The organism is Streptomyces sp. NPDC058274 (genome assembly GCF_042881375.1).
Lineage (GTDB): Bacteria > Actinomycetota > Actinomycetes > Streptomycetales > Streptomycetaceae > Streptomyces.
On the sequence record NZ_JBHVXW010000009.1, the window covers coordinates 14,962 to 40,257 of the forward strand.

A 25,296-nucleotide genomic window follows, 5' to 3' on the forward strand; every position below is an offset into this window, starting at 1 on the left:
CTTGTCTGTGGATCGTCTACTGGCCGGGGCGCAGGTCCGGCAGCGCCGCGTCGAGGGGGACACGGAGCGCCCGAAGGGTGTCGGCCAGCATGATGTAGTGGCCCACCAGCATCGGCAGCTCGATCAGCTGCTCCGTGCTCAGCAGCGCGCTCAGCTCGTGCCAGGTGGCGTCGGTGATCGTGTGCCCGGCGTGGAGTTCGTCCGCAGCGGCGACGAGCAGCTGTTCGCGCTGTGTCCACGTCGGTGAGGTCTCGCCGGTCAGGGCGGCGAAGTCGTCGTCGGTCAGACCCGCCCTGGCACCGATCGAGCGGTGGTTCTCCAGCTCATAGGCGCACCCGCACCGCCATGACGCCCTGATGATCAGGAACTCCCGCTCGCGGGGCGGGAACGCCGAGTCCCGTAGCAGCTGCACGCACAGGGGCAGCCAGGCGCGGAAGAGTGCCGGGTGCTGCACCAGCGTGCTGAAGAGATGGGGGACCTGGCCGCCCTGGACCACCGCGAGCAGTCGGCGCTGCTCCTCCGTGCGGTGCTCGGGGTCGAGTGGCGGGAGCCGGGACACGTCGGTCGTGGGGGAGTGGGGCTTGGCCAGCTGTGGATCTGGCATGGCACTGCTCCTAAATCATCGATGATATTGATAATAATCGTTGATTATTCGAGTTGGGAAGCATGCTGCAACTGCCGGGCGTGGTCGGTGTGATGGGCCGTGTCGCGTCGGCGGGGACTTGCCTGACGGGTCCTAGAGCTGGAAGGACTTGATCTCCTGGAACTCCTCCAGCCCGTACCGGCCGTTCTCGCGGCCGTTGCCGGACTGCTTGTAGCCGCCGAAGGGCGCGTTGGGGTTGAAGCCTCCGCCGTTGATCTGCACCTGGCCGGCCCGGACCTGGCGTCCGACGGCCAGCGCGGTCTCCTGCTCGGGGGCCCAGACGCCGGCGGCCAGGCCGAACGAGGTGTCATTGGCCAGCAGGACGGCCTCATCGAGGGTGCGGTAGACCTGGACGACCAGGACCGGCCCGAAGATCTCCTCGCGCGTGATGCGTGCGTGCGCCGGTACGCGGGTGAAGACCGTGGGCTGCACGTAGAAGCCGCGCTCCGGCCCGACCGGCCTGTACGGTCCGCCGACCAGCAGGCGGTGCCCGTCATCGATGGCCGAGGATATGTACCCCGTCACGCGGTCGCGCTGAGCCTTGGAGGCGAGGGGCCCGTACTGGGTCGACTCCTCCCGCGGGTCACCGAGACGCATCGCTGCGACCTTCGCCGCGAGCAGGGTCTCGACCTCGTCGATCTCGTCGGCGTGCACCAGCAGCCGGGTCAGGGCGAAGCAGGTCTGCCCCGAGTTGACGAAAGCCGCCTGCAGCACCTGGGAGAGGGTGGTGGGCAGGTCGGTGCCCGGCAGCACGATCGCCGGGCTCTTGCCGCCGAGCTCCAGGGACACCTTCTTGATCGTGGGGGCCGCGGCCTGGCTGACCTTGACGCCCGCGGCGGTCGATCCGGTGAAGGAGACCAGGTCCACCTGGGGGTGTGCGGCGATTGCCTGTCCGACGACCGGTCCGTCGCCGCTGACCAGGTTGAACACACCCGGCGGCAACCCGGCCGCTTCGATGATCTCGGTCAGTGCCCAGATGGTCAGCGGCGCGACCTCGCTGGGTTTGAGCACCACGGTGTTGCCGGCAGCCAACGCCGGTGCGACCTTGGCCGTGCTCTGGTGCATCGGGTAGTTCCACGGCGCGATCGCACCGACCACTCCGTACGGTTCGCGCACGATACGGGAGTTGCCGATCCCCTCGAACGCGTCGGCGCTGTCCGCGATCGCCTGCGCCGCAAAGGCGAAGTTGTTGAGGGGTAGTCCGGCGTGCGCCATACGAGAGAGGCCGATGGGCGTGCCCACGTCGTCGGTGGCCAGGACGGCCAGCTCGCCGGCGCGCTCCTGGAGCCCCGCGGCGACCCGGCCCAGCGCTGCCGCACGCTCCTTGGCCGGAGTGCGGGCCCACCCTTCCGATGCGCCGCGGGCCGCGGCCACCGCCCGGTCCACGTCGCGGCTGCTGCCCATCGGCACGTGGGCGATGACCTCCTCGGTGGCCGGATTGACCACCTCGGCGGACGCGTTCGCGTCCGGTGCCACCCAGCGTCCGTCGATGAAGATTCTGCTGTAGTCGGGCATGGTCAGCCTTCCAGGGCGGTCTTGACGTTGGCGAGACAGGCGTCATGGGAGGCCGGATCTCGCAGCGCGTCTCCGTAGAGCCGGGCGGTGGCCTCGTCGGGGAGGGCCGAGGTCATGTCGCGGCGGAAGTCGCAGCCACCCCCGGCCGCGGTGAAGGTGTAGGTGATCCGGCAGTGCAGCCCCGGCACGCGCAGCCGGTCGGTGGCGATCACCCAGCGCCGGCCGGGCTCGGCCACGACGACCACCCATTCGACGGCGAAGGGTTCCGCTCCGTCGGGATCGTGGATCAGCTCGGTCCAGCGCGTTCCCTCACCGGCCGACTGCCGGCAGACTCCGGCCCCGGCCGCCGTCACGGCCGCGGTCACCGGATGGGTGCCGACCCAGTTGTCCGGGGTGGAGACGAACTCGTAGACCTGCTCGGGCTCGCACCGGACGTGGATGCTGCTGCTGGTCGCTGCCGGCATCACCGATACTTCCGTGGCCATTGCGCAGCTCACTTTCCATCCGTGGGCGCCGCCACCAAGGGCTGCCCGTCGTGCTGGTAGGCGGTCGGGTCATCGGGCTGGGCCATCGCCTCCCGGGCCGATGACAGGGCCTGTTCCTGCCGGCGCTGCCACGCGGCGGGGTCGCGGCGCAGGCGCCGTCGCCGCCGGCCGATACGGCGGATGACGGGACCGAGCGCGGTATCGGCGGCGGCGGCCCGGGGCAGGCCCAGCTCGTCCGCGGCCTGCCGGCCATGGAAACGGCGGGTGAGCGCGAACAGCACCGGCAGTCCCACCCGGGTCGGGATGCGGGCCAGCCGGTGCAGGTCACCGGCGATCGCCTCCAGCGTGGCAAAGGCGAGTTGGGATGATTCCGGGACGGCCGGTCCGGTGACGGCCTGCAGCAGTTCGTCGACTCGTTCGGCGGCCTGGTGGGACGTGATGCCCTCGACCAGGGAGGCGTCGATGCCCATCAAGTGGGCGATGTACCACCAGTACCGGTACAGCGAGGCCGTCTCGGCGGTGGTCCGCGCCCAGCCCATCGTCTCCTCGGCGCGATAGGAGGTGAGGGTGAAGTCCATCCAGGTGCGGGCCAGATCGGCCTGGTTGACCGGCGCGCCGTACACCTCGGGGTCATAGCCCCGGGTGAGCGCGAGACGCCGCATGTGCGCGTGCAGCATGCGCACCTGCACGGTGGCCACGTAGCCGGGCTCGCCGCGGCGCAGTGACCCGGGCAACATCGCGGTGACCACCCACTTACCGGTCTCCTGCAGGCGACGCGGGACGCCTTCGAGCAGCCGGCCCGAGAGGGCCAGGACCTTGGCGATCGAGGGTGACTCGTAGACGCGGACGAGAGCGCCCGCGCTCAGCGAGATCGCGTGCGCCGGCGCCGGTGCGCTGAAGAACGGCAGCGACCCGCTGTCCAGCAACGCGTCATCGACATAGCCGGGCACGCTCTCGCACTGCGCGAGCAGGGCCGCGACCGCGGGCGGGGGGTCGGTCAAAGAGGCCAGCCCCGAGGCGAGGCCCTTGTACAGCGCCACGCGCACCGTCCGGCCGTGTGCATGGATCTCTTCGACGACGGCGTCGGCCAGCGGGTCGCCCGTGGTGAGCGCCCAGCCCATCAGGTCGGCGCGCCCCTGTCCGAACTGGGCGACGATCACGTCGCGGCCGGCGCGCCCGGTGGGCCACGGGTGGTCATCGTGACTGGTCACGGGCTCGGATCTGGCTTCATGGGTCCTCATATGAGGATGCCCTCCTGATCGCGGCGAATATCTGACACCTGTCAGGTTAGCCATAATCTGACAGGCGTCAAGTATTTCTCGGAGGAGTCGGGAACTGCGCCTAGACTCTGATCCGCACCGCGACGCCAGGGCCTCGCGAACGTCTGAAGGAGTACGGCATGACGGTTCGGCAGAGTCGAGGCCCGGGCCGCCCCTCCGCCTCAGGACCCACACCGCCCTCCGAGGACCAGATCCTGCGGCAGGGACTGGAGGCCTTCGTCGAGCTCGGCTACGACGGCGCCTCGATGCGGGAGCTCGCGCGCAGACTCGGCGTCAGCCACAACTTCATCAATGACCGCTACGGCTCCAAGCAGGTGTTCTGGCGCGCCGTGGTGGACCATGCGCTCGAGGAAGCGACCGGCTTCCTCACGGCGGCCCTGGAATCGGGCGACGACGAGGAGCGGCTGACCGCCATCGTCCGCCGCTTCTACCAGCAGGCCGTCCGCAAGCCCCGCCTCAACCAGCTCATGCTCGAGGAGTCGCACTGCCGCAGTGAGCGCCTGGACTACGTCTTCGACCGATACGTGGCCCCCCTCATCGCCGCCATCGAGCCCAGCGTGCGGCGCCTGGTCGCGGCGGGCCGGCTCCCCGACACCCCGATGTATCTGCTGTACTCGGCCGTGATCGGTCCCGCCGCCGCCCTGACCCGCCGCCCCATGGTGGAGCGGCTCGGCTGGCCCTCGGATCCGGATGAGGCGGAACTGACCGCTATCGCCGACGACTTGGCACGCCTGGCGCTCAACGGGCTGCTCGGCCACCCGCCGTCGCGCCACGCTCCCCGCTCCGACCTCCCGAAATAGGGGATCAGGTATCCGCTCTATGGGATCACTACGGGTTTGACGCTCGTGCCGTCGGCGGCGTCGGCTGCGGCCTGGTTGATCCGGTGGAGCGGGTAGGTGGTGATGAGCCGGTCGAAGGGGAAGCGGCCCCGCTGCCACAGACCGATGAGACGGGGGACGAGCAGCTGCGGCACCGCGTCGCCTTCGAGGATGCCCATGAGATTGCGTCCGCCGGCCAGGGCCATCGGGTCCAGTACGAGGTCGCCCTGCTGGACGCCGACGAGTCCACAAGTGCCGGTGGGACGCAGGCTGTTGACAGCGGTGGTGATGACGGCTGGGACACCGGTCGTGTCGAAGGCGTACTGGGCACCGTCGCCGGTGAGGGCGAGGATCTGGGCGGCCACGTCGGGGTCGGCACCATTGAGTGCGTGGGTGGCGCCGAGCTCCCGGGCGAGGTCGAGGCGGCTTTGGTGCAGGTCGACGGCGATGACGGTGGCGGCTCCGGCGACGCGCGCGGCCATGACGGCGGCGAGTCCGACGCCGCCGGTGCCGAAGACGGCGATGCTCGATCCGGCGCTGACGCCCAGCGAGTTGAGCACGGAACCGGCGCCCGTCAGGATGCCGCAGCCGAGAGGGCCGAGGAGTTCCAGCGGGAGGCCCGGATCCACCCGTACGGCATTGCGGACCGTCGCGATGGCATGGGTGGCGAAGCTGGACTGCGCGAACCACCGGGCGGCGACCGGCTTTCCGTCCTGGCCGGTGGCGGGCGTGGAGCCGTCGGTGGCCAGGCCGCTGAGGTTGCGGGGGAAGAACTCGGCGCAGTACGCGGGGTGCGCGGCCCGGCAGTTGGTGCACGCGCCGCAGGAGTCGAAGGACAGCACCACGGGGTCGCCGACGGCGAGACCGGTGACCCCGGGCCCGAGGGCCTCGATGGTCCCGGACCCCTCATGCCCCAGGATCACCGGCTTTCCGATCAGCTCGGTGTGGCCGAGCAGGTCGGTGTGGCACAAACCGGCCCCGGCGACCTTGACGAGGATCTCGCCGGGTCCGGGATCGTCGAGCTGGATCTCTTCGATGGCGTACGGCGCGCCCGAGGTGCGGAGCACGGCTGCGTTGGCCTGCATACGGTCAGCCCTTCAGGGTGTAGCGGATGGGCAGGCGCTTGAGGCCGCCGACGAAGGTGGTGGCCACCGACTCCGGCCGGCCCGCGAGTTCGACGGACTCCAGCCGTGGCAGGAGCTCGGCGAACAGGGAGCGGATCTCGATGCGGGCGAGCGCGGCGCCGAGACAGTAGTGGACGCCGAAACCGAAGGCGAGGTGCTTGTTCGGGTCGCGGCCCACGTCGAAGCGGAAGGGCTCGTCGAAGACGTCCTCGTCGCGGTTGGCGGAGGGATAGGAGAGGAGCATCGACTCGCCCTGCCGGATGGTCACCCCGCCGATCTTGGTATCGGCCGTGGCGGTGCGCATGAACTCCTTGACAGGCGTGACCCAGCGGATCATCTCGTCGACGGCGGTGGGCAACAGACTCGGGTCCTGCCTCAACCGGGCCAGTTCATCGGGGTGTTGGACGAGCGCGTGCAGACCGCCGGAGATGGTGGAGCTCGTGGTGTCGTGCCCGGCGGTGGCGACGATGACGTAGTACGAGAGAGTGTCGAAGTCCGACAAGTACTCGCCCTCGACACGGGCGTTGGCGATCGCCGAGGCCAGATCGTCGGTGGGGGCGTTCCGCCGTGCGGTGGTGAGGTCCTGGAAGTAGGCGAAGAAGTCGAGCAGTGTCGCCATGGCGTCGTCCGCGTCGGCGCCGCGCCGCAGCTCGGTGTCGTTGCCGCCGAACAGTTCCTGGGTGAGCTGGAGCAGCCGCGGGAAGTCCGACTCGGGCAGTCCGAGCAGCGAGAGGATCACATACAGCGGGTAGTGGACGGAGACCTGCTGGACGAAGTCGCACTCTCCGCCCAGGCCGGCCATCCGCTCCACATAGTTCCGGGCCAGCTCGTTCACCCGTTCCTGCATCGCGCGCATCGCCTTGGGCCGGAACCAGTCGGCGCCGATCGCCCGGACCACCCGGTGCTGCGGGTCGTCCATGTGGATGAGGGTGCGTAAGGCGATTCCCTCGGCTTCGCGTTGCTTGTGCAGCGCGTCCAGCTCGGCGGTCTGCAGCAGCGACCGGGGAGCGTTGACGAACAGCGCATGGTTCCGCTCGATCTCCATGATGTCGGCGTGCCGGGTGATGGCCCAGAACGGTTCGTACCCGGGCGCCTCGACCCGGTGCACCGGCGACTCACGGCGCAGCAGCGCGAGCGCCTCGTGGAATCTGGCCTCGTCCGCGTACGCGGACGGGTCGGCGAGGGCAAGGCCCGCCTCGGTCGTCGTCATCGTCATCGGGGGGTCTCCTGCTCGTTCTTGGCGTACTCGTCGCGGAGCATCCGCTTGAGGAGCTTTCCGGTGGGGTGGCGCGGCAGGTCGGCTCGGAAGTCGACCGACCGGGGGCATTTGTAGTGGGCCAGTTGCTCGCGGCAGGAGGCGATGAGCTCCGCGGCGAGGGCCGGCCCCGCCTCGTCCATCGACACCGGCTGTACGACCGCTTTGACCTGCTCACCCATCTCGGGGTCGGGCACGCCGATGACCGCGACGTCGAGGACCTTGGGGTGCAGGGCCAGGAGGTTCTCGGCCTCCTGCGGGTAGATGTTCACGCCACCGCTGATGATCATGTGCGAGAGCCGGTCGGTGAGGTACAGGAAACCCTCCTCGTCCAGGTATCCGACGTCGCCGAGGGTGACCCAGCCGCGCCCCTTCGGGTCGAGGGCGGCGGCGGTCTTCGCCGGGTCCCCGTGGTACTCGAACGGGGGCCCGTCGGAGAAGTACAGGGTCCCGACCTCGCCGGGCGCCAGTTCCTCGCCCGACTCGTCGCAGACATGGGGCAGGCCGACCAGTGAGCGGCCCACGGTGCCCTTGTGGGTCAGCCAGTCAGGGGAGTCGACGTAGGTGAAGCAGGCCGCTTCCGTGCCGGAGTAGTACTCGTGCAGCACCGGCCCCCACCACTCGATCATCCGCTCCTTGACCGGCACCGGACAGGGTGCGGCCGCGTGCACGGCGTACCGCAGGCTCGACAGGTCGTAGCGAGCCCGGACCTCGGAGGGCAGCCTCAGCAGCCGGATGAACATCGTCGGCACCCACTGGCTGTGCGTGATCCGGTACGTCTCGACCGCGGCCAGCGCCTGCTCGGCGTCGAAGGTCTCCATGACCACCACCGGCATGCCGAACCGCTGCATCGTCAGGCAGTACCGCAGCGGCGCGGCGTGGTAGAGCGGCGCCGGGGACAGGTAGACCGAGTCGTCCTCCGGCGGGAACAGCAGTGACACCAGCTTGTTGAGCGAGTCGGGGGTACCCATGGGAGCCAGCGGCAGCGATGGCTTGACGCCCTTGGGACGGCCGGTGGTGCCGGAGGAGTACAGCATGTCCACGCCCTCCGCCTCGTGCGGCAGGGGTGTGACGGGGGAGGAGGCGGTCACGGTCTCGTACGAGTCGAAGCCGCCGGCCACCTTGTCGAGCATGAGCCGCAGACGGACCCGCGGAGTGCGCACGGACAGCCGCACCGCGATGTCCGCCGTGGCCGCGGAGGCGATGAAGGCCTGCGCCCCGCAGTCGTCGACGATGTAGGCGCCCTCGTCGGCCTGCAGCTTCGGGCTGACAGCGGTGTAGTACAGACCCGAGCGCTGTGCCGCCCAGGCGACGGCCAGGAACTCCCACCGGTTCTCCAGCATGAACGCGAGGTGGTCCCCGGGGCGCAGCCCGGCGTCGTACAGCACGTGCGCGAGCCGGTTGGCCGCCGCGTCCAGTTCGGCGAAGGTGACCGTGCGACCCGAACCGGTCATGATCACCGCAGGCCTGTCCGGGTACTGGGCTGCGATCTGCCCAAGATGCATGAGGGACTCCTCGCGCTAGGGGAGATAGACCGACTTCAACTGCTGGAAGGCGGCCAGGCCTTCGGGGCCGAGTTCACAGCCCAGGCCGCTGGCCTTGACACCACCGAACGGCGAACCCGGGTCCAGCGTGTATCCGTTGACCCCGATGCTGCCCGTCCGGATCCGTCGGGCGACGGCCAGGCCGCGCTCGCGGTCGGCGGTCCATACGCTCCCGGCGAGGCCGTAGTCCGAGTCGTTGGCGATCGCCACCGCCTGGTCGACATCGTCGTACGCGATCACCGAAAGGACCGGGCCGAAGATCTCCTCGCGGGCGATGGTCGCGGAGTTGTCCACGTCGGCGAAGATCGTCGGCTGGACGAACCAGCCGCGGTCCCGGTCCGCGGGCCGGCCGCCGCCGGTGGTGATCCTGGCTCCCTCGGCAAGGCCCTTGGCGATGTACCCCTCGACCCGGTCGCGTTGCCGCCGCGACACCAACGGGCCGATCTGGGTGGCCTCGTCCAGCGGGTCACCGATCTGGAGGGAGGACGCCCATCCCGTCAACACGTCGACGACCGTGCCGTACTGACTGCGCGGCGCGAGGATCCGGGTGCCGAGATAGCAGGTCTGTCCGTTGTTGAGCAGCGTCGCGGAAAAGAAGGCGGGAAGCTGCCCGGCGAGGTCGGCGTCGTCCAGGACGATGGCCGCGGACTTGCCGCCGAGCTCCAGGGTCACCGGCCGCAGCAGCCGACCGCACTCCGCGGCCACCTTCCGCCCGGCGTCGGTCGACCCGGTGAAAGCGACCTTGTCCACCCCCGGATGCCGGACCAGGAAGGCCCCGGCCTCCCGGCCGGCCGGCACGATGTTGACCACGCCCGGCGGCAGTTCGGCCTCCTCCACCGCCTCGGCGAGCAGGAACGCGTCCAGGACCGTCTCCGGCGCGGGCTTGAGGATCACGGTGCATCCGGCGGCCAGGGCCGGTGCGAGCTTGAAGAACGTCAGCGACTGCGGGAAGTTCCACGGCACGATCGCGGCCACCACACCGACCGGCTCGCGCCGGACGACCGTGCTGCCGCCGACCAGCGATGCCCGGGTCTCCTCGGCCGACGTGCTCTCGGCCAGTCCGGCGAACAGGGGCACGAGCAGCTGTCCCGCCAGCGCTTCGGTCATCCGGCCGATGCTGATCGGCATCCCGTTCTGGCCGCTGACCAGCCGGGCGAACTCCTCACCGCGCTTCGCCAGCGCCGCCGCGAACCGTTCCAGCGCCTCCCCACGCCGGGCCTGGCTCCAACTCGCCCATCCGGCCGGGTCGTCGAACGCCTCGCGCGCCGCTGCCACCGCGAGTTCGATATCGCCTTCCGCGGCCTCCGGGACGCTGCCGAGGGACTCCTCGGTGCAGGCCGAGGTCACCTCGATCCGCCCGGTGCCGACGGGCTTTCGCCATCGGCCGCCGATGAACAGCGACTCATACCTGTGCTGCACGGTGCACTCCTCACTGATCGCCCGGCCCGGAAGACGGGGCGGGTACGGCGTGATGCGGCCGAGGATCTTTCAGACGTTGAACGTCCGATAAGTAGGCACGCTAGAGACAAGACCCGATCAAGGCAAGACTCCGCGCACGACGCGGTCGGACGACCCGCGAGCTCCGAATCCCGGGCGGCCGGTCGCCGGCGCATCATCCCTTCCGGGCGGCCGCATCTTCCGTGCCGCGCCGAGAAGGTGCCGAGGCCGACATGAGCCTGCTCCTGCGCCGCTGCACGCCGGACGCGCCGGGGAGGGGACTCGGACGGGACGGCGAACAGCCCCAACTACCAGGAAGCCAGATACCCGTTGGGCCCGTAGGAAGGCGGCGCGGGCGCTGGCTGGACGGCGAGGTCGGCGGGACCTGCCGCGGCGTCACCTGGCGTCAGAGAAAGGTACTTTCGGTGCCGGCGTCGTGGGGATGCCGGCCGACCGGTCCGCAGTGGGCGGCGGCCAGGACGAAGTCGACGATGTGCTCGGTGTAGGCATCGCCGGTGCCGGCGAGGTCCACGAGTCTGTCGGCAGGCGTCGACAGGACGTGGTTGGTGAGGATGCCCGCCACCGCGTCGAGGATCAGGGCAGGTGACGTCGTCCGGGGGAGTTCGCCGCGGTCGATCGCTCGCAGCACGATGGACCGGCCGACTGCCGCGCGCCAGCGGTTCACCCGCTCCATTTCGCGGCCGAACAGGTCGGGGTAGACCTTGGCCTCGACCTGGGCGCGCAGCACCACCAGGCCGTCGTGGGCCAGCAGGTCCTCGAGGATGAGACGGGCCATGGCGACAAGGTCCGAGCGCAGTGATCCGGTGTCCACCACCGCCGGTCTGCTCTCGCCGCGGTGGGCGAGGGCGTCCACGATCAGCTTCTCTTTGCTGCCCCACCGGCTGTAGAGGGCCGCCTTGCCCACCCGCGCCCGGCGGGCCAGGACATCGAGGCTGAACCGGGCCCAGCCGACCTCGGCGTACAGGTCCAGCGTCGCGGCGAAGACCCTGGCCTGGAGGTCGGGGTCGGGCGGACGCCCGCGCCCGGATCCCGCCGACGTGGTTGACATGACGGCCATTTTGCCAGCAGCTCCGGTCGGCCTCGGGTCCAGGACCGGCGAGGCGCACCGACCACGGCTGTACGCGCGTCGATCGCCGGTCGCCCGCACGCGTGCGGTGCTGGACGGGGTGATGTGCCGACCGCCGCGTTCATGCGGTGGCGGTGGCCTCCTCGCGGTGGCCTCGGCGGCTGGGGCGGGCCAACCGGAAGGCCCCGACAGCCGCCAGGAGCAGGCCGGCCGCCGCGGCACCCATGGGCACGGTGACTCCCAGCAGGCGCAGGCGGGCGTTGTCGCGTCGGGCACCGGCCACGTTGGCGGCCTGGTCGGCCGGGCCCATCGCCAGGCCCTGCGGCACGGAGAGGAGGACGAGGGCGTCGGTGGTGGAGCCGGGGCGCCGCAACGTCTGACGCGGTGAGCTCTTGGCGGACAGGAAGCGCCCGGTGCGCTGGTCGACGACGTACTCGATGTCGCTGTTGCCGTAGTAGACGTCTGCCTTGACCTGCGGAGTACCGGGCAGTCCGACCAGGGCGCCGGGGACGAGGCGGGAGTCGATCTTCGTGGGCGGGATGCGGCCGGTGAACTTCAGTCCCGGGTAGCCGTGGACCTCGGCCGGTCCGGCGTAGTGCATTGAGTAGGTGCCCTGGAGGGAGCCGTCCCACCACCGGTAGGTGCGTGGCTGGACGTGGAAGGGGAACTTCAGATAGCCCTCTCCCTCGTACCGTCCGCCCAAGGGCTCCCCGTTCTTGCTGGTGGTGGACTCGCCGCAGCAGTGGACGGGCTCGGCCGTGTGGCGGTCGCTGACCCAGCGCTCGACCGTCCAGGAGAAGGAACGGCGTGGGTCACGGAGTTTGAGGGTGCTCGGAGTGTCGATGGTGGTGGACATGTCCCACACGGCCGTGTCGTCACTGCCGGCGGCGACGTTGCCGCGGACATGCCGCGTGACCGTGATCTTCTGGTCGTGCTGCACGACCCCCCGCTGCAGGTCGAAGTAGTCGCCGGTCCCGGTCACGACGGAGGTTTCGTCGATGTCGAGGGGAGCGGCCTCGGCGCGGGGAGTCACGTACCAGGCGAGCATGGGGGCGAGGACGAGCAGGAACACACCTGCGCCCAGGCACGAAAGCGCTACGGGGGAAAGGCGGCGCACAAGTACTCCTTGTGGGTAAAGGAAGCCGGTGCAGAGCACACTTCGCCCCAGGCCGCGGCGGCCGGGCCGTGCGGCAGGGCGTACTGGCCGTGCTCTGCTGCGAGTTCGTCGCCGGATCGCGAGGTGCGTCCATACCGGCGGCGCGTGAAGTGTGCGGCTGAGGGCCACGGAGGCTGGACAGGTGGAGATCGCGCCTCGTAACTTAACGAATGTTCGTCCACCTGACTAGGCGGCGGACGCGACGAGGTCGGCCGCCCTCCGTCACGCCATCGGCGTCACCCACTCCAGACCGGGAGCCAGCATGTCCGACGCAGTACTCGCCGAGTTCCACGATGACGGCACGACCGTCATCACCATCAACCGTCCCGAGGCCCGCAACGCCATCAACCGTGCGGTGGCCGAGGGCATCGCCGCGGCGCTCGACGAGATGGACCGCCGGGACGATCAGGTCGTCGGCGTCATCACGGGCGCCGGCGGTTCCTTCTGCTCGGGGATGGACCTCAAGGCGTTCCTCGCGGGCGAGAATCCGTCGATCGAGGGCCGCGGCCTCGCCGGGATGACCGAGGCCCCGCCGCGCAAGCCGATGATCGCGGCAGTGGAGGGCTACGCACTCGCCGGCGGGTGCGAGCTGATGCTCGCCTGCGACATGGCCGTCGCCGCTCAGGACGCCCGGTTCGGCATCCCCGAGGTCAAGCGCGGGCTCGTCGCCGCGGCCGGTGGGCTGCTGCGGCTGCCGCAGCGCATCCCCTACGCGATCGCCATGGAGATCGCGCTGACCGGCGACTTCCTCGATGCGCAGACTGCCCGCACCTACGGCCTCGTCAATCGGATCACCGAGAAGGGCGGCGCGCTGGAAGGAGCCCTGGAGCTCGCCCGGACGATCTCCAGGAACGGGCCACTCGCCGTACGCGTGACCAAGCAGGTCATGGCCGAGGCGCCGAAGTGGCCCGCCGGCCAGGCCTGGGAGCGGATGCGGGCGATCACCGGCCCTGTGTTCGCCTCCGAGGATGCCAAGGAGGGGCCCCGCGCCTTCGCGGAGAAGCGAGCGCCGCGCTGGACCGGCCGATGAGCAACGGGAGGGGCTCCTCGCCAACGGTTCGAGGGCCGGTCCGGCCACCTGCCGCGATCAGAGGAAGATGTCCTTGCGCAGCGGCACCGCGCTCCCCGGGGATGTCCGGTATCCGTCGAAGTCGCGCACACCTGCCGCGCGCAGGATGTCCTCGTCGACGAAGGTCTGCCCGTTGGTGTGCCCGGCGGGCCGGGTGAGGATCTCGTACGCCGCGTCCGCCATGATCTGCGGCGTGCGGCTGGTCCTGACGGTCTCTTCCTCGCCGCCGAGGCTGAGTGTCGCCGCGGTGACGATCGTGGTGGCCGGCCAGAGGCAGTTCGCGGAGAAGGCGCTGCCCCGGTGCTCTTCGGCCATCCCCAGCGTCAGCATGGTCATTCCGTACTTGCTCACCGTGTAGGGAGCGTGCTCGCGCAGCCAGCGCCGGTCGGGGTTGAGCGGCGGCGACAGCGTCAGAACGTGCGCGTGCGGGGACTCGCGCAGGTGGGGCAGGGCCAGCGAGCTGAGCAGGAAGGTCCCGCGGACGTTGATGTCCATCATCAAGTCGTAGCGCTTGAGGGGCAGTTCACCCGGGTTGTGCAAGGAGATCGCGGACGCGTTGTTGACGACCACGTCGATGCCGCCGAAGCGCCCCACGGTGGACCGCACGGCGCGCTCCACGTCCGCCGCCTCGCGTACGTCGCCGACGATCCCCAGCGCCTTGCCGCCTGCCGCCTCTATCTCGCCGACGGCGGTGTGCACGGTGCCGCGCAGCCGGGGATCGGGTGTGCCGGTCTTGGCGAGCAGCGCGATGTTCGCACCGTCGCGGGCGGCCCGCAGTGCGATGGCCAGTCCGATGCCGCGGCTGCCGCCCGACATCAACACCGTGCGCCCGGCCAGGGGGGAGTGTGCTCCGGTCATGGAGAGGAGGTCCTTTCGGGGTGCGGGCCGAAAGGGCCCGCGTGAAGCAGGTCACCTGTTCTGAACGTGGACAGGTCCTGCGCTGCGAACTACCTTAACGATCGTTCGACAAAGACGCTGCGACGCAGGCCACAGCAGGCGGAGCAGATCCAGGCAAGACGAGAAGAGGCTGCCGTGCGCCGTACGGTGTTCAACGAGGATCACGAGGCGTTCCGCGCGACGCTGCGGGACTTCATCGAGAAGGAGGTCGTGCCCGTCCACCACGAGTGGGAGCAAGTGGGGCACCCTCCGCGTGACTTCTACCGCAGGCTCGGCAAGCTGGGCGTGCTCGGGATCGAGGCGCCGCAGGAGTTCGGCGGGGCGGGCGAGACCAGTTTCAAGTACCAGGCCGTCGTGACGGAGGAGGTGACTCGCGCCGGCGTCTCCTTCGGCGGCTACGCGGTGCACTCGAACCTGATCCTGCCGTACCTGATGGCGTACGCCACCCAGGAGCAGAAGGAGCGCTGGCTGCCCGGATTCGTGAGCGGCGACATCATGACCGCCATCGCGATGACCGAACCGAGCACCGGCTCCGACCTCGCGAACATCAGCAGCCGCGCGACGCTCACCGAGGACGGCAAGCACTACGTGGTCAACGGCGCCAAGACCTTCATCACCGGTGGTGTCCTCGCCGACCTGATCCTGGTCGTCGTGCGCACCGCGCCGTTCGACCCGCAGGACCGCCGGGCGGGGCTGTCCATCCTGTGCGTGGAGACCACGTCGGAGGGCTTCGCCGTCGGCCGCAAGCTCGACAAGATCGGCCTGAAGACGACGGATACCGCTGAACTCTCGTTCAGCGACGTCAAGGTGCCCGCCGAGAACCTGCTCGGAGAGGAGGGCAAGGCCTTCTCCTACCTCTCCCGCAACCTCGCCCAGGAACGCCTGGCCATCGCGCTGGGCAGTGCCGCCGCGGCCGAGGCCGCGTTGCGCCACGCCACCCGGTACGTCAAGGACCGGACGGTCTTCGGTCAGCCGGTCGCCTCCTTCCAGAACACCAAGTTCGTGCTCGCCGAGTGCGCCACCGAGGCCGAGGCGGCCCGCCTGTTCGCCGACCGCGCGCTGGAGCTCCACGACGCCGGCGAGCTCACCATCGCGGACGCCGCGAAGGCGAAGCTGTTCTGCACGGAGGTCGCGGACCGCGTGATCGACAAGTGCCTTCAGCTGCACGGCGGTTACGGGTACATCAACGAGTACCCGATCGCCCGCCTGTACGCCGATGCCCGCGTCTCCCGCATCTACGGCGGCACCAGCGAGGTCATGAAGATCGTCATCGCCAAGTCGCTCGGCCTCTGAGACCCGGCAAGTCCCCCACCCCAGGAGAGGGAATTCCATGCGGATCAACAACAGCTCCTCCGCCCTGATCACCGGAGGCGCCTCGGGCCTCGGCCGGGCCACCGCCGAGGGCCTCGCGGCGAACGGTGCGCACGTCGTCATCTTCGACCTGCCCTCCTCCGACGGCGAGGCCGTCGCCAAGGAGATCGGCGCCACGTTCGTCCCGGGCGACGTCACCAGCGAGACCGACGCCACCGCCGCGGTCCGTGCCGCCGTCGCGCTCGCCCCGCTGCGCATCACCGTCAACTGCGCCGGCATCGGCGACGCCCAGCGCACCGCGGGCAAGGACGGCCCCTACCCCCTCGACAAGTTCCGCAGGATCGTCGAGGTCAACCTGATCGGCACGTTCAACGTGCTCCGTCTCGCCGCCCAGGAGATGAGCGGCAACGAACCCCTCGACGGCGACCGGGGCGTCATCATCAACACCGCCTCGGTGGCGGCCTTCGACGGCCAGATCGGGCAGTGCTCGTACTCCGCCTCGAAGGCCGGCATCGTCGGGATGACGCTGCCCATCGCCCGCGACCTCGCCAAGGCGAACATCCGGGTGATGACCATCGCGCCGGGTCTGTTCGAGACCCCGCTCCTCGGCCAACTGCCCCAGGCGGCGCGTGATTCGCTCGGCGCGCAGGTCCCGCACCCGAGCCGCCTGGGCCGGCCGGCCGAGTACGCGCAGCTCGCCGAGGCGATCATCACCAACCCCATGCTGAACGGCGAGACCATCCGCCTGGACGGCTCCATCCGCATGGCCCCGAAGTAGCGCCGCGCGGGCCCTCTTCCGCCATGTCCCCTCGTACCAGCAGGAGTTCTGATGCGTGACGCAGTCATCGTCGACGCCGTTCGTACACCGGTCGGCAAGGGCAAGCCGGGCGGCGCCCTTTCCGGTATCCACCCGGTGGACCTGTCCGCCCATGTCCTCAAGGCCCTGGCCGAACGCAACGGCCTCGCCCCGGCCACCGTCGACGACGTCATCTGGGGCTGCGTGTCCCAGGTCGGCGAGCAGGCGGCGGGCGTCGGCCGGTACGCGGTCCTCGCCGCGGGCTGGCCGGAGAGCGTGCCAGGCCTGACCATCGACCGCCAGTGCGGTTCCTCGCAGCAGGCCGTGCACCAGGCGGCCGCCGGCATCATCGCCGGGCAGTACGACATCGCTGTCGCGGGCGGCGTCGAGATGATGTCCCGGGTACCCATGGGAGCCACTGGCGCGGACGGCCAGTTCGGCACGCCGTACGGCCCGCTGGTGGCCGGACGTTACGACGGCTACCGGTTCAACCAGGGCATCGGCGCGGAGATGATCGCCGAGGAGTTCGGCCTCACCCGCGAGGAACTGGACCAGCACGCCCTCGACTCGCACGCCCGCGCCGCCCGCGCGATCGACGAGGGCCGCTTCAAGGAGCAGATCGCGCCGGTGACCGTCACCGACGCCGACGGTGTCGAGCGCGTCGTCGACACCGACGAGGGCGTCCGCCGCGGTGGCACCCTGGAGGCCCTGGGAAGCCTCAAGACCCCGTTCCGAGAGAACGGGGCCATCTCCGCGGGCAACGCCTCCCAGATCTCCGACGGTGCCTCCGCGCTGCTCGTCACCACCAGCGAGATCGCGGTTCGCAACGGATGGACGCCAATCGCCCGCTTCCATACGGGCGTTGTCACCGGCGTCGACCCGATCACGATGCTCAAGGGCCCGATCCCGGCGACGCGGAAGGTCTTCGAGCGGTCGGGGCTGTCCATCGGCGACATCGGCGCCTACGAGATCAACGAGGCGTTCGCCTCGGTGTCACTCGGCTGGCAGCGGCAGACCGGCGCCGACTACGAGCGAATGAACCCCAACGGCGGGGCGATGGCTCTGGGCCACCCGCTCGGGGCGTCCGGCGCCCGGCTGATGACGACCCTCGTGCATCACATGAAGGACCACGGCATCCGCTACGGCCTGCAGTCGATGTGCGAGGGCGGCGGCATGGCCAACGCGACCATCCTCGAACTGCTCTGATCCACCGGGGGCGTGGCGGGGCGGACCGGACAAGGTCCGCCTTTCCGCGGCTATGCGGTGGCGCCCGCCCGGGCCGCGTGCTCGAGGAGCCTGCGGTTCGGAGTGAACGCGCAGGTCGCCTGGGCGCACAGCCGGCCCGCCGCGTCGGTGATCTCCGCGCGTACCAGGGTGCGTGTGGACCCGCTCTGCTGTACCGAGCCGACGGCCGAGTAGGTCTCGCCCGTCCACAAGGGCCGCAGATAGTCCACGTTCAGATTCATCGTCAGATAGGGCGTGGAGGGATTGCTGATGCTGATGGCCGTGACGCCGCACACCTCGTCGAACGCGGTGGCGATGTAGCCGCCGTGCACGACTCCCGCAGGGTTGCGTACGGCGTCGGTGGGCCTCCAGATCAGCTTGACCCGCCCCTTCTCCACCTCGGAGAACTCCAGGCCGAGATGGGCATAGAGGGCGTGAGGGGATTCGGCGATCGCACGGATCCGATCGAGCCCGGTGCCTGTTCCCCAGGTGTTCTCGCTGCTGATGGCCTGCTCCTCACACGTCGCGCCGCATGCCGGATCCGGTCCGGGTCAAGGCATGCGCATTGGTTCGGCAAATATAGCTTATCGATCGTTCGAATAGCAGGCTGAGAAGTCAGGGCCGGCGGGAGCAGGCCGTCGTACCTTCAAGGTCCACCGGAGCCGGCCCGGCCCCGGGTTTGTGCTGGTGTGGAAGTCGCTGTGCAAACGGGCCGATCCCCGACCGGTTGCCCCGCAAGCTGCCCGGCTGATCCACTTCGGCCCGCCTCCATTCATTCGGAACGTTCGTTCAACCCATTGACAGGAGGACCGGTGCCCGACAATTCTCGATTCCGTCGTCATGGATGACCGCCCGGTCATGTCGAGGGGTCAGGGACGGCCCCTCGGCATGCGTCCCAGAGGGATGGCGCCGGCAGGACTCCAGCGTGTTGCCCGTCCCGTCCCGTGATGCCGTCCGGTGGCAGCTGCCGCGTGCATCCCGCAGCGCACCTGCCCAGAAGCTCCCCACCCCAAGACCTTTGCCGAAGCCGCATGTTGGAGGAACCTCATGGGTCCGTTGCTGCCCGACTCTGTTCGCCGCCACGCGGTGCTGCGACCGGATGCGCCGGCCATCACCGAAGCCGGGCAGACCCTGACCTACGCGGCACTGGACTCCCGGAGCAACAAGATCGCCCAGGCTCTGCTCGCCGAGGGTCTGGAGGCCGGGGCCCGGGTGGGTTTCCTGGTGCGCCCGGGCCGGATGTCGGCGGAACTGCTGCTGGCCTGCGCCAAGTCCGGACTCGTCGCAACCCCGCTGAACTGGCGGCTGGCCGAACCCGAGCTCCGCGCCGTCGCGCTCGACGCCGGGCTCCGGATGGTCATCGCGCAGGAGGAGTTCCAGGCCGGAGCGCGGGCCGCGATGCCGGAACTGCCGTTGGTCACCGCCGGAGAACCCGCACCCGGCGCGTCCGCGTACGAGTCCTGGCTGGAGGCCGCACCGGACGGCGACCCGGGGCGCGGCGGCGAGGCCGACGCGGACACGGTCTTCCTTCAGCTCTACACCTCGGGAACCACCGGTCTGCCCAAGGGCGTTCAGTTGACGCTCGCGAACGTGTACGCGGGGGAGACCGAGACCACCGAGGCGGGCTGGAGCGAGGACAGCGTTTCACTGAACGTGCTGCCCGTCTTCCACATCGCGGGCACCGGCTGGCTGGCCAGCGCGCTGAGCGCCGGCGCCCACACGGTGACGCTGCCCGACCTGGTGCCGCAACGCGTCGTGGACGTGCTGGAGAGTGAACGCGTCACGCACGTCCTCTTCGTCCCCGCGGTGCTGCAGATGCTCACACAGCTGCCCGACATCCGCGAACGGGACTTCTCCGCACTGCAGTTGATCGTGTATGGAGCCTCGCCGATCACCCCCAGCCTGCTGCGGCGCTCCATGGAGGTCTTCGGCTGCCACTTCTCCCAGAGGTACGGGCAGACGGAGACGACCGGATCCGTCACCCGGCTGCTGCCCGCCGACCACGACCCCGACGGTCCGCGCGCGCACCTGCTGCGCTCGGCCGGCAACGCCTGCCCCGGCGCCGAGGTCGTCATCGCCGACCTGATCACCGGGAAGCCGGTCCCGGACGGCACCGTGGGGGAGATCCTGACCCGGTCCCACCACGTCACCCCCGGCTACTGGAAGCGGCCCGAGGACAACGCGCGGCTGTTCACGCAGGAGGGCTGGCTGCGTACCGGGGACGCCGGGTATCTCGACGAGGAGGGCTACCTGTTCATCACCGACCGGATCAAGGACATGGTGATCACCGGGGGCGAGAACGTGTACCCCATCGAGGTGGAGTCGGCGCTCGCCGAGCACCCGGCCGTCAGTGACGTCGCCGTCTTCGGCACACCCGACGAGCAGTGGGGCGAAGCGGTCACCGCCGCGGTCGTCCTGAACGCCGGCGCCCGTGACACCAGCGAGGACGAGCTGATCGACTTCACCCGGCCCAGGATCGCCTCGTACAAGCGGCCCCGCATCATCCACTTCGTCGACGACCTGCCGCGCAATCCCAGTGGAAAGGTCCTCAAGCACGTGTTGAAGAGGGGCCTGACGGGCGGAGACTCCGACGTGAGCTGACGGCGGCGGGTACGGCGGCCGGGCGGCGGGCATCACGGCCGCGCCGCCCCGTGCACCGAGTGGAGGCCCGGTCCCCAGTCATGTGCCTCAACGGGGTTCGCGGCCGCGGGGAGGCCGGCGCGCACCCCGTGCACCGGCGACGCTCAGTCGCGTGCCTGTTCGCCGGCGCGCCAGGGCAAGTAGTCCGGCAGGTCCTCCGGCACCCGCCCGGGGAAGTGGGGCTCCCTGCGCTCGAAGAACGACTTCACGCCTTCCACCGCGTCCGCCCCGCGCACCGTGTCGAAGACCAGCCGTGAGTCCAGCCGGTGCGTCTGCTCGGGAGAGTCCGCCCACGCCATGCGGTACACCATCTGCCGGATGATCGCGACGGACACCGGGGCGGTGTGTGCGACCAGTTCGGCGGCGAGGTCGTACGCGGCCTCCAGCACCTTGTCCGGTTCGTGCAGGCTGTTGACGAGTCCCGCCCGCAACGCCTCGTCCGCGGCGACGAGGCGCCCCGACACCAGCCAGTCCAGGGCCGTGCCCGTGCCCACCAGCCTCGGCAGGAACCATACCGACGCTCCCTCCGGCACGATGCCCCGACGGCTGAAGGGGAAGCCGAACCTGCAGTCGACGGAGGCGAGCCGGTAGTCGGCGGGCAGGAGCATGGTCGAGCCGACACCGACGGCCGCGCCGCGCACAGCCGCGATCACCGGCTTGTTCATCGCGTACATCACCCGGGTGACCAGACCCGCCGGCTCCTGGTACGTTCCCGCCGCGACCTCGGCGAGCGTCCGGGCGTCGGCGTTCGCCGAGAAGCTCCGCTCCTGTCCCTCCGCGCCTCCGCCGCCCGAAAGGTCGGCGCCGACGCAGAAGTTCTGTCCCGCGCCCGTCAGCACGATCACGCGTACGGCCGAGTCGGCCTCGGCGGCGTGCAGCGCGGCAGAGATCTCCTCGGCCATCCGCAGGGTGTAACCGTTGCGGGCCTCCGGCCGGTTGAGGGTGACCGTGGCGACGCGGTCCGCCACGGCGTACGTGATCTGCTCGTAGCCGCCGGGCGTGCTCGGCTCGCGGGGCTGCTCACTCATGGGGGACCCTTCGTGCGGTCGGGGGCCCAGGAATCATGCGGGGGCCTCCGGTTCGGTGATGCGCCAGGAATTGAACGAACGTTAGCTAAGGGTAGCTGGGCCCACAAGGTCTTTGCGGTGCAGGTCACTGTTGTCGCGTGCGACAGGCGTGGGCCAACGCCGGTGCGGGAGTGCGGGGGTATCGGCGCCTGGTTGATCGTTCGGTGTATTGCCCCTGGTCGTGCCGCTGTAGCATCGGGGGACATGGCGGCGATGTTCGAATGATCGCTCAGTTCGCTGGAGCCGGGACCATGCCGGAGATTGGAGAACCCGTGCCCGCTCGACCCGCAGGCCAGAAAGCCATCATCGAGGCAGCTCGCCAGGAGTTCTCCGAGCAGGGGTACGGGGCGACGTCGATCCGTGACATCGCCCAGCGGGCAGGGGTGAGCCTCTCGGCCCTGTACTACTACTACAAGGGCAAGCAGGAGCTGCTCGTCGCGATTCTCGACGAGGGGCTCGATGCCTACTTCGACGCCTGTGACGCAGCCTTGGCGGACGTCGGGGACGACCCGGCGGAGCGTCTGGAGGCTCTCGTCTCCGCGACCGTGCGGTTCCGTACGAACCAGCCCGTCCAGAGCACCATCGTCCTGAGCGAGCGGCGAAGCCTGGAGCCCGAGCACATCGAGCGTTACCGCAAGAACGAGGAACGCGCTTCGCAGCAGTACCGCGAGGTCATCGAGAGCGGGGTCGCCGAAGGCATCTTCCTCACTCCTTACCCCGACGATGCCCGTCGTGCCGTGATCGCCATGTGCAACGCCATCGCCCAGTGGTACCGGGCGGACGGCCCGGTGGATGTGGAAGAACTCGTCGAGCGGTATGTGTCGTTGGCGCTGGTCATCGTGGAGTACCGCCCGCGCGCGGCGAGGCGGCCGGCGCGGGGCTCCGGCGGGGCATGACGCCGGGACGCCGGCCAGGCCCGGGCGGAGGGCAGGGGCGAGCGCGCAATCCGGCGGTGGCCGGCCGGGACCGGGCAATGGGCGCGGCGGTCCGCCGGGGGGCCGGCTCCGCGGTGTCGCTCTGCCGGGGTGCGGCCGGCCCGGCCGGGCGAGGTGACGATGCCCGCGATGAGGACGTCGGCGACGGTTTCGGCGTGAGCTCGTAGCTGGGCCGGAGTCGGGGCCGTGGCGGCACCGAGGAGCGCGGCTTCGACGGGGTGCGCGAACTGTGCCCCGCCACCGTTGGTGATCAGGTAGTGCAGCGTGGTGTAGGGCACGGAGCGAATGCGACCGGCTGCCACGAGGCGGTCGAGGAGGCGCTCGACGCTGGGGCGCAGCGGATTGACGAAGCGGTCGATGACGAAGCGGATGCGCGGACTGTCGATGGCTCCTTCGTGGTTCATGATGCGCAGCACCTGGGGGTAGGCGGCCGCGAACAGCACCTGGCGTACGAGGCCCTGGCGCAGTGCCTCCAGATCGTCCCCGGCGGGGGTCTCGGTGACCTGTCGCCAGACCCGTTCCGCCTGGGTGCAGGCGTGCTCCATGGCGGCGAACCACAGGTCCTGCTTGGAGCCGAAGCGGGCCGTGAGCAGGGCGTGGCTGATACCCAGGCGGCGGCTGAGGGCACGGACGGACATGCCGTCGTAACCGGCTTCCGCGAAGGCGTCCAGGGCGGCCTGCAACAGGGGTTCGTCGTCGAGCTCTTCGCCTGCGCGAGGGCGTCCCCGGCCGCGCGGCGCCGCCGCTTCCTGCTGGGTCATGCCGGCCCCCTTCTGCGCGCAAGCTCTCCGTGCGCACACAGCAAATTTTACAGCTGTCTGTTTTACAGCCTCCGGCCTGCACCGACGCGGCGGCCCTGCTGTGCGGCGGACGCCTTGAGTGCAGGATCTTGTTGCCTGAATCGGGCAAAGGGTGCATTCTGGATTCAGAGCAATTGGACACCTGGCCATTAACGGTGTCGCGAGGAAAGAGCGTGATCCATGGCCCGCACGAGCACCAGCACCGTCCCCTCCCGTCTGGCGCACACCCCTGACGACTACGACCGCCTGGGCCTGGAGCCCCGTACGGTCAAGCCGTGGGAAGACGGTCTGCGTACCGATGGCGGACCAGGCACGTATGAGTGGTGGTACTTCGACGCCCACCTGGACGACGGCGCCAAGCTGGTCGTCGTCTTCCACACCAAGGACTTCGCCGACCTCGGCAGGCCGCTGAGCCCGCTCATCCGCATCGATCTGACACTCCCCGACGGCACCCAGATCAGCAGGATGGTCGAACAGGACGCCACGTCGTTCTCCGCCGCCACCGACAGCTGCGAGGTCCGCATCGGCGACAACCTCTTCGCCGGTGACCTGCACACCTACACCATTCGCACCCGGGTCGAAGGCATCGACATCGACCTCACCCTGACCGGCGAGGTCCCCGCGTGGCGGCCCGAAACCGGATTCTGGTTCTTCGGCGAGCAGGACGAGTACTTCGCCTGGCTGCCGTCCGTGCCCCAGGGAAAGGTCGAGGTGACCTACAGCGTCGACGGGCACAGCAGCACCACGACCGGTGTCGGATACCACGACCACAACTGGGGCAACGCCCCGATGTTCAAGCTCATGCACCACTGGTACTGGGCCCGTGGCGCGGCCGGCCCCTACTCGGTGATCGCCTCCTACATCACCGCCGAGAAGGCCTACGGGTACGCAGAGCTGCCGGTGTTCATGCTGGCCCGCGACGGCCGGCTCATCGCTGACGACAACAGCAAGGTGACCTTCGAGGAACTCGGCCCGTACACCGACAAGGGCACGGGCAAGCCGGTCGGCAACGTCACCCGTTACACCTACGCCGACGGTGACGAGCGGTACGTCGTCACCTTCACCCGCCACAGGGACCTGACGGCCGCCCACCTCGCCGACGAGATGAAGGGGCTCAAGAGGGCCCTCGCCAGACTCGCCGGATTCGACGGCGCCTACCTCCGCTTCGCCGGTGAACTGCGCATCGAGCACTTCCAGGGCACCACGTTGGTGGACAGCCACACCGACGATGCGCTGTGGGAACTCATGTACTTCGGCAAGACGCTCTGATGTGACCGAGCGAGCATCGAAGATGTGCCGGGGAGCGCCGGATCAGTCGCCGGTGGTGGGTGCCGGTCACCTGCCCTCGTAGCGACCCGGGCGGCGTTCGACGAAGGCGTTCATGGCCTCCGTCAGGTCCTCGCTGGGCAGGAAAGCGGCGTTCCAGGCGGCGACGTGACGCAGGCCCCTGGCGATGCGGTCCTCGCGGCCTTCGTTGAGGATCTGTTTGGTGCCCTGTACGGCCAGAGGCGGGTTTGCCGCGATCTCGGCGGCCACCTCACGGGCCGCGGTCAGCAGGGCATCCCGGTCGGCGTGGACCCGGTTGACGAGCCCGATCCTCTCGGCCTCGCGGGCATCGAAGTCCCGTCCTGTCAGGGAGAGTTCACGCAGGTGCCCCTCGCCGACCACGCCGGAGAGGCGGTGCAGGCTGCCGACATCGGCGACGATCGCCAGCCGTACCTCGCGGATGCTGAACCTGGCGTTGGCACTGGCGAGGCGTACATCCGCCGCGCTGATCAGGTCCACGCCGCCGCCGACGCACCAGCCCGCGACCGCGGCCACCACGGGCTTGCGGCAGGCGGCGACCGAGGTGATGGCCGCCTGGAGCCGCTGGATCTCGCGCATGAACTCCGTCCGTGGACCCGCCTGGGCTCCGGAGCCCAGGGCATCGGCCCACAGCGGCGTCATCTCGCGCAGGTCGAGACCGGAGCTGAAGTCCGCGCCGCTGCCTCGCAGCACGACGGCCCGGACCTCAGGGGCGGAGTCCAACGCCGCGAAGACGAGGGGGAGTTCGCGCCAGAAGTCGATCCCCATCGCGTTGCGCGGTCCGGGTCCGAGCAGAATCACCTCGGCGATGTGACCGTCCACGGAGAGGTCGAACGCCTTGAGGCCGCCGGCCAGTTGTTCCAGGGTGGCCGTTTCGGTGTCCACGGGTGGCTGCCGTCCCTTCACGG

At 69.9% G+C, this 25,296-nt stretch carries 22 protein-coding genes and 1 pseudogene; 8 read left to right on the forward strand and 15 right to left on the reverse strand.

Features of this window, described 5'->3' with window-relative positions:
- Positions 1-16: 16 nt before the first annotated feature.
- The 4 genes from ACFVYF_RS19450 to ACFVYF_RS19465 all read right to left on the reverse strand — a co-directional run bounded on the left by ACFVYF_RS19450 (position 17) and on the right by ACFVYF_RS19465 (position 3,854).
- Positions 17-604 carry a carboxymuconolactone decarboxylase family protein gene (locus ACFVYF_RS19450; protein ID WP_389456833.1) on the reverse strand — a complete coding sequence of 196 codons (588 nt, stop codon included), beginning with the start codon at positions 602-604 and terminating at the stop codon, positions 17-19.
- Positions 605-736: 132 nt separating this feature from the next.
- Complete coding sequence (locus ACFVYF_RS19455; RefSeq protein ID WP_389456835.1) at positions 737-2,158, reverse strand: aldehyde dehydrogenase family protein; 1,422 nt, start codon at positions 2,156-2,158, stop codon at positions 737-739.
- A 2-nt stretch (positions 2,159-2,160) separates the two neighbouring features.
- Positions 2,161-2,643 carry an SRPBCC family protein gene (locus ACFVYF_RS19460; RefSeq protein ID WP_389456837.1) on the reverse strand — a complete coding sequence of 161 codons (483 nt, stop codon included), beginning with the start codon at positions 2,641-2,643 and terminating at the stop codon, positions 2,161-2,163.
- A gap of 8 nt (positions 2,644-2,651) precedes the next feature.
- Positions 2,652-3,854 carry an oxygenase MpaB family protein gene (locus tag ACFVYF_RS19465; protein WP_389456838.1) on the reverse strand — a complete coding sequence of 401 codons (1,203 nt, stop codon included), beginning with the start codon at positions 3,852-3,854 and terminating at the stop codon, positions 2,652-2,654.
- Positions 3,855-4,042: 188 nt separating this feature from the next.
- Here ACFVYF_RS19465 and ACFVYF_RS19470 point away from each other — a divergent pair, with 188 nt between their 5' ends.
- Positions 4,043-4,723, forward strand: coding sequence for a TetR/AcrR family transcriptional regulator (locus ACFVYF_RS19470; RefSeq protein WP_389456840.1), 681 nt, complete (start codon positions 4,043-4,045; stop codon positions 4,721-4,723).
- 17 nt (positions 4,724-4,740) lie between these two features.
- Here the strand turns inward: ACFVYF_RS19470 and ACFVYF_RS19475 are convergent, their stop codons facing one another.
- The 6 genes from ACFVYF_RS19475 to ACFVYF_RS19500 all read right to left on the reverse strand — a co-directional run bounded on the left by ACFVYF_RS19475 (position 4,741) and on the right by ACFVYF_RS19500 (position 12,305).
- Positions 4,741-5,826, reverse strand: a complete 1,086-nt coding sequence (locus tag ACFVYF_RS19475) for an NAD(P)-dependent alcohol dehydrogenase (RefSeq protein ID WP_389456842.1) — start codon at positions 5,824-5,826, stop codon at positions 4,741-4,743.
- Positions 5,827-5,830: 4 nt separating this feature from the next.
- Entirely contained in the window at positions 5,831-7,081 is a 1,251-nt protein-coding gene (locus ACFVYF_RS19480) for a cytochrome P450 (RefSeq protein WP_389456844.1), read from the reverse strand.
- Positions 7,078-8,625 (reverse strand): AMP-binding protein, encoded by a 1,548-nt coding sequence (locus ACFVYF_RS19485; protein ID WP_389456846.1) that lies wholly within the window; start codon positions 8,623-8,625, stop codon positions 7,078-7,080. Before ACFVYF_RS19485 ends, ACFVYF_RS19480 begins: the two co-directional genes overlap by 4 nt.
- A gap of 15 nt (positions 8,626-8,640) precedes the next feature.
- On the reverse strand, positions 8,641-10,083 hold the full coding sequence (locus ACFVYF_RS19490; RefSeq protein ID WP_389456848.1) for an aldehyde dehydrogenase: 1,443 nt from the start codon (positions 10,081-10,083) through the stop codon (positions 8,641-8,643).
- Positions 10,084-10,507: 424 nt separating this feature from the next.
- Positions 10,508-11,170, reverse strand: coding sequence for a TetR/AcrR family transcriptional regulator (locus tag ACFVYF_RS19495; RefSeq protein ID WP_389456850.1), 663 nt, complete (start codon positions 11,168-11,170; stop codon positions 10,508-10,510).
- Positions 11,171-11,309: 139 nt separating this feature from the next.
- A complete protein-coding gene (locus ACFVYF_RS19500; protein ID WP_389456851.1) occupies positions 11,310-12,305 on the reverse strand; it encodes a DUF3068 domain-containing protein in 996 nt (331 codons plus the stop codon).
- Positions 12,306-12,606: 301 nt separating this feature from the next.
- Here ACFVYF_RS19500 and ACFVYF_RS19505 point away from each other — a divergent pair, with 301 nt between their 5' ends.
- Positions 12,607-13,374: a crotonase/enoyl-CoA hydratase family protein gene (locus ACFVYF_RS19505; protein ID WP_389456853.1), complete on the forward strand. Its 768-nt coding sequence runs from the start codon at positions 12,607-12,609 to the stop codon at positions 13,372-13,374.
- A gap of 57 nt (positions 13,375-13,431) precedes the next feature.
- Here ACFVYF_RS19505 and ACFVYF_RS19510 read toward each other — a convergent pair whose 3' ends face one another.
- Positions 13,432-14,271: an SDR family oxidoreductase gene (locus ACFVYF_RS19510; protein ID WP_389456854.1), complete on the reverse strand. Its 840-nt coding sequence runs from the start codon at positions 14,269-14,271 to the stop codon at positions 13,432-13,434.
- A gap of 174 nt (positions 14,272-14,445) precedes the next feature.
- Between ACFVYF_RS19510 and ACFVYF_RS19515 the strand changes: the two genes are divergently transcribed.
- From ACFVYF_RS19515 to ACFVYF_RS19525, 3 genes are read left to right on the forward strand one after another with little or no spacing between them, the layout of a single operon-like run.
- Entirely contained in the window at positions 14,446-15,603 is a 1,158-nt protein-coding gene (locus tag ACFVYF_RS19515; RefSeq protein WP_389456856.1) for an acyl-CoA dehydrogenase family protein, read from the forward strand.
- 37 nt (positions 15,604-15,640) lie between these two features.
- Positions 15,641-16,399, forward strand: a complete 759-nt coding sequence (locus ACFVYF_RS19520; RefSeq protein ID WP_389456858.1) for a 3-hydroxyacyl-CoA dehydrogenase — start codon at positions 15,641-15,643, stop codon at positions 16,397-16,399.
- A 51-nt stretch (positions 16,400-16,450) separates the two neighbouring features.
- Complete coding sequence (locus ACFVYF_RS19525) at positions 16,451-17,623, forward strand: thiolase family protein (RefSeq protein ID WP_389456859.1); 1,173 nt, start codon at positions 16,451-16,453, stop codon at positions 17,621-17,623.
- Positions 17,624-17,673: 50 nt separating this feature from the next.
- Here the strand turns inward: ACFVYF_RS19525 and ACFVYF_RS19530 are convergent, their stop codons facing one another.
- The gene (locus ACFVYF_RS19530) at positions 17,674-18,147 is read right to left on the reverse strand and encodes a PaaI family thioesterase (RefSeq protein ID WP_389457253.1); all 474 of its coding nucleotides are present in this window, start codon (positions 18,145-18,147) and stop codon (positions 17,674-17,676) included.
- 541 nt (positions 18,148-18,688) lie between these two features.
- On the opposite strand from ACFVYF_RS19530, the gene ACFVYF_RS19535 reads away from it, so the two are divergent.
- Positions 18,689-20,242 (forward strand): long-chain-fatty-acid--CoA ligase, encoded by a 1,554-nt coding sequence (locus ACFVYF_RS19535; protein WP_389456861.1) that lies wholly within the window; start codon positions 18,689-18,691, stop codon positions 20,240-20,242.
- 143 nt (positions 20,243-20,385) lie between these two features.
- Here ACFVYF_RS19535 and ACFVYF_RS19540 read toward each other — a convergent pair whose 3' ends face one another.
- A complete protein-coding gene (locus ACFVYF_RS19540; RefSeq protein ID WP_389456863.1) occupies positions 20,386-21,309 on the reverse strand; it encodes an enoyl-CoA hydratase-related protein in 924 nt (307 codons plus the stop codon).
- A gap of 311 nt (positions 21,310-21,620) precedes the next feature.
- Between ACFVYF_RS19540 and ACFVYF_RS19545 the strand changes: the two genes are divergently transcribed.
- Positions 21,621-22,244: a TetR/AcrR family transcriptional regulator gene (locus ACFVYF_RS19545; RefSeq protein ID WP_389456865.1), complete on the forward strand. Its 624-nt coding sequence runs from the start codon at positions 21,621-21,623 to the stop codon at positions 22,242-22,244.
- A 599-nt stretch (positions 22,245-22,843) separates the two neighbouring features.
- On the opposite strand, the pseudogene ACFVYF_RS19550 reads toward ACFVYF_RS19545, so the two are convergent.
- Positions 22,844-23,233, reverse strand: a pseudogene (locus tag ACFVYF_RS19550) (helix-turn-helix domain-containing protein); the annotation flags it as partial.
- 30 nt (positions 23,234-23,263) lie between these two features.
- Between ACFVYF_RS19550 and ACFVYF_RS19555 the strand changes: the two are divergent.
- Positions 23,264-24,352, forward strand: a complete 1,089-nt coding sequence (locus ACFVYF_RS19555; protein ID WP_389456867.1) for a lipocalin-like domain-containing protein — start codon at positions 23,264-23,266, stop codon at positions 24,350-24,352.
- A gap of 66 nt (positions 24,353-24,418) precedes the next feature.
- On the opposite strand, the gene ACFVYF_RS19560 is transcribed toward ACFVYF_RS19555, so the two are convergent.
- Positions 24,419-25,273, reverse strand: a complete 855-nt coding sequence (locus ACFVYF_RS19560; protein WP_389456869.1) for a crotonase/enoyl-CoA hydratase family protein — start codon at positions 25,271-25,273, stop codon at positions 24,419-24,421.
- Between the last annotated feature and the right edge of the window lie 23 nt (positions 25,274-25,296).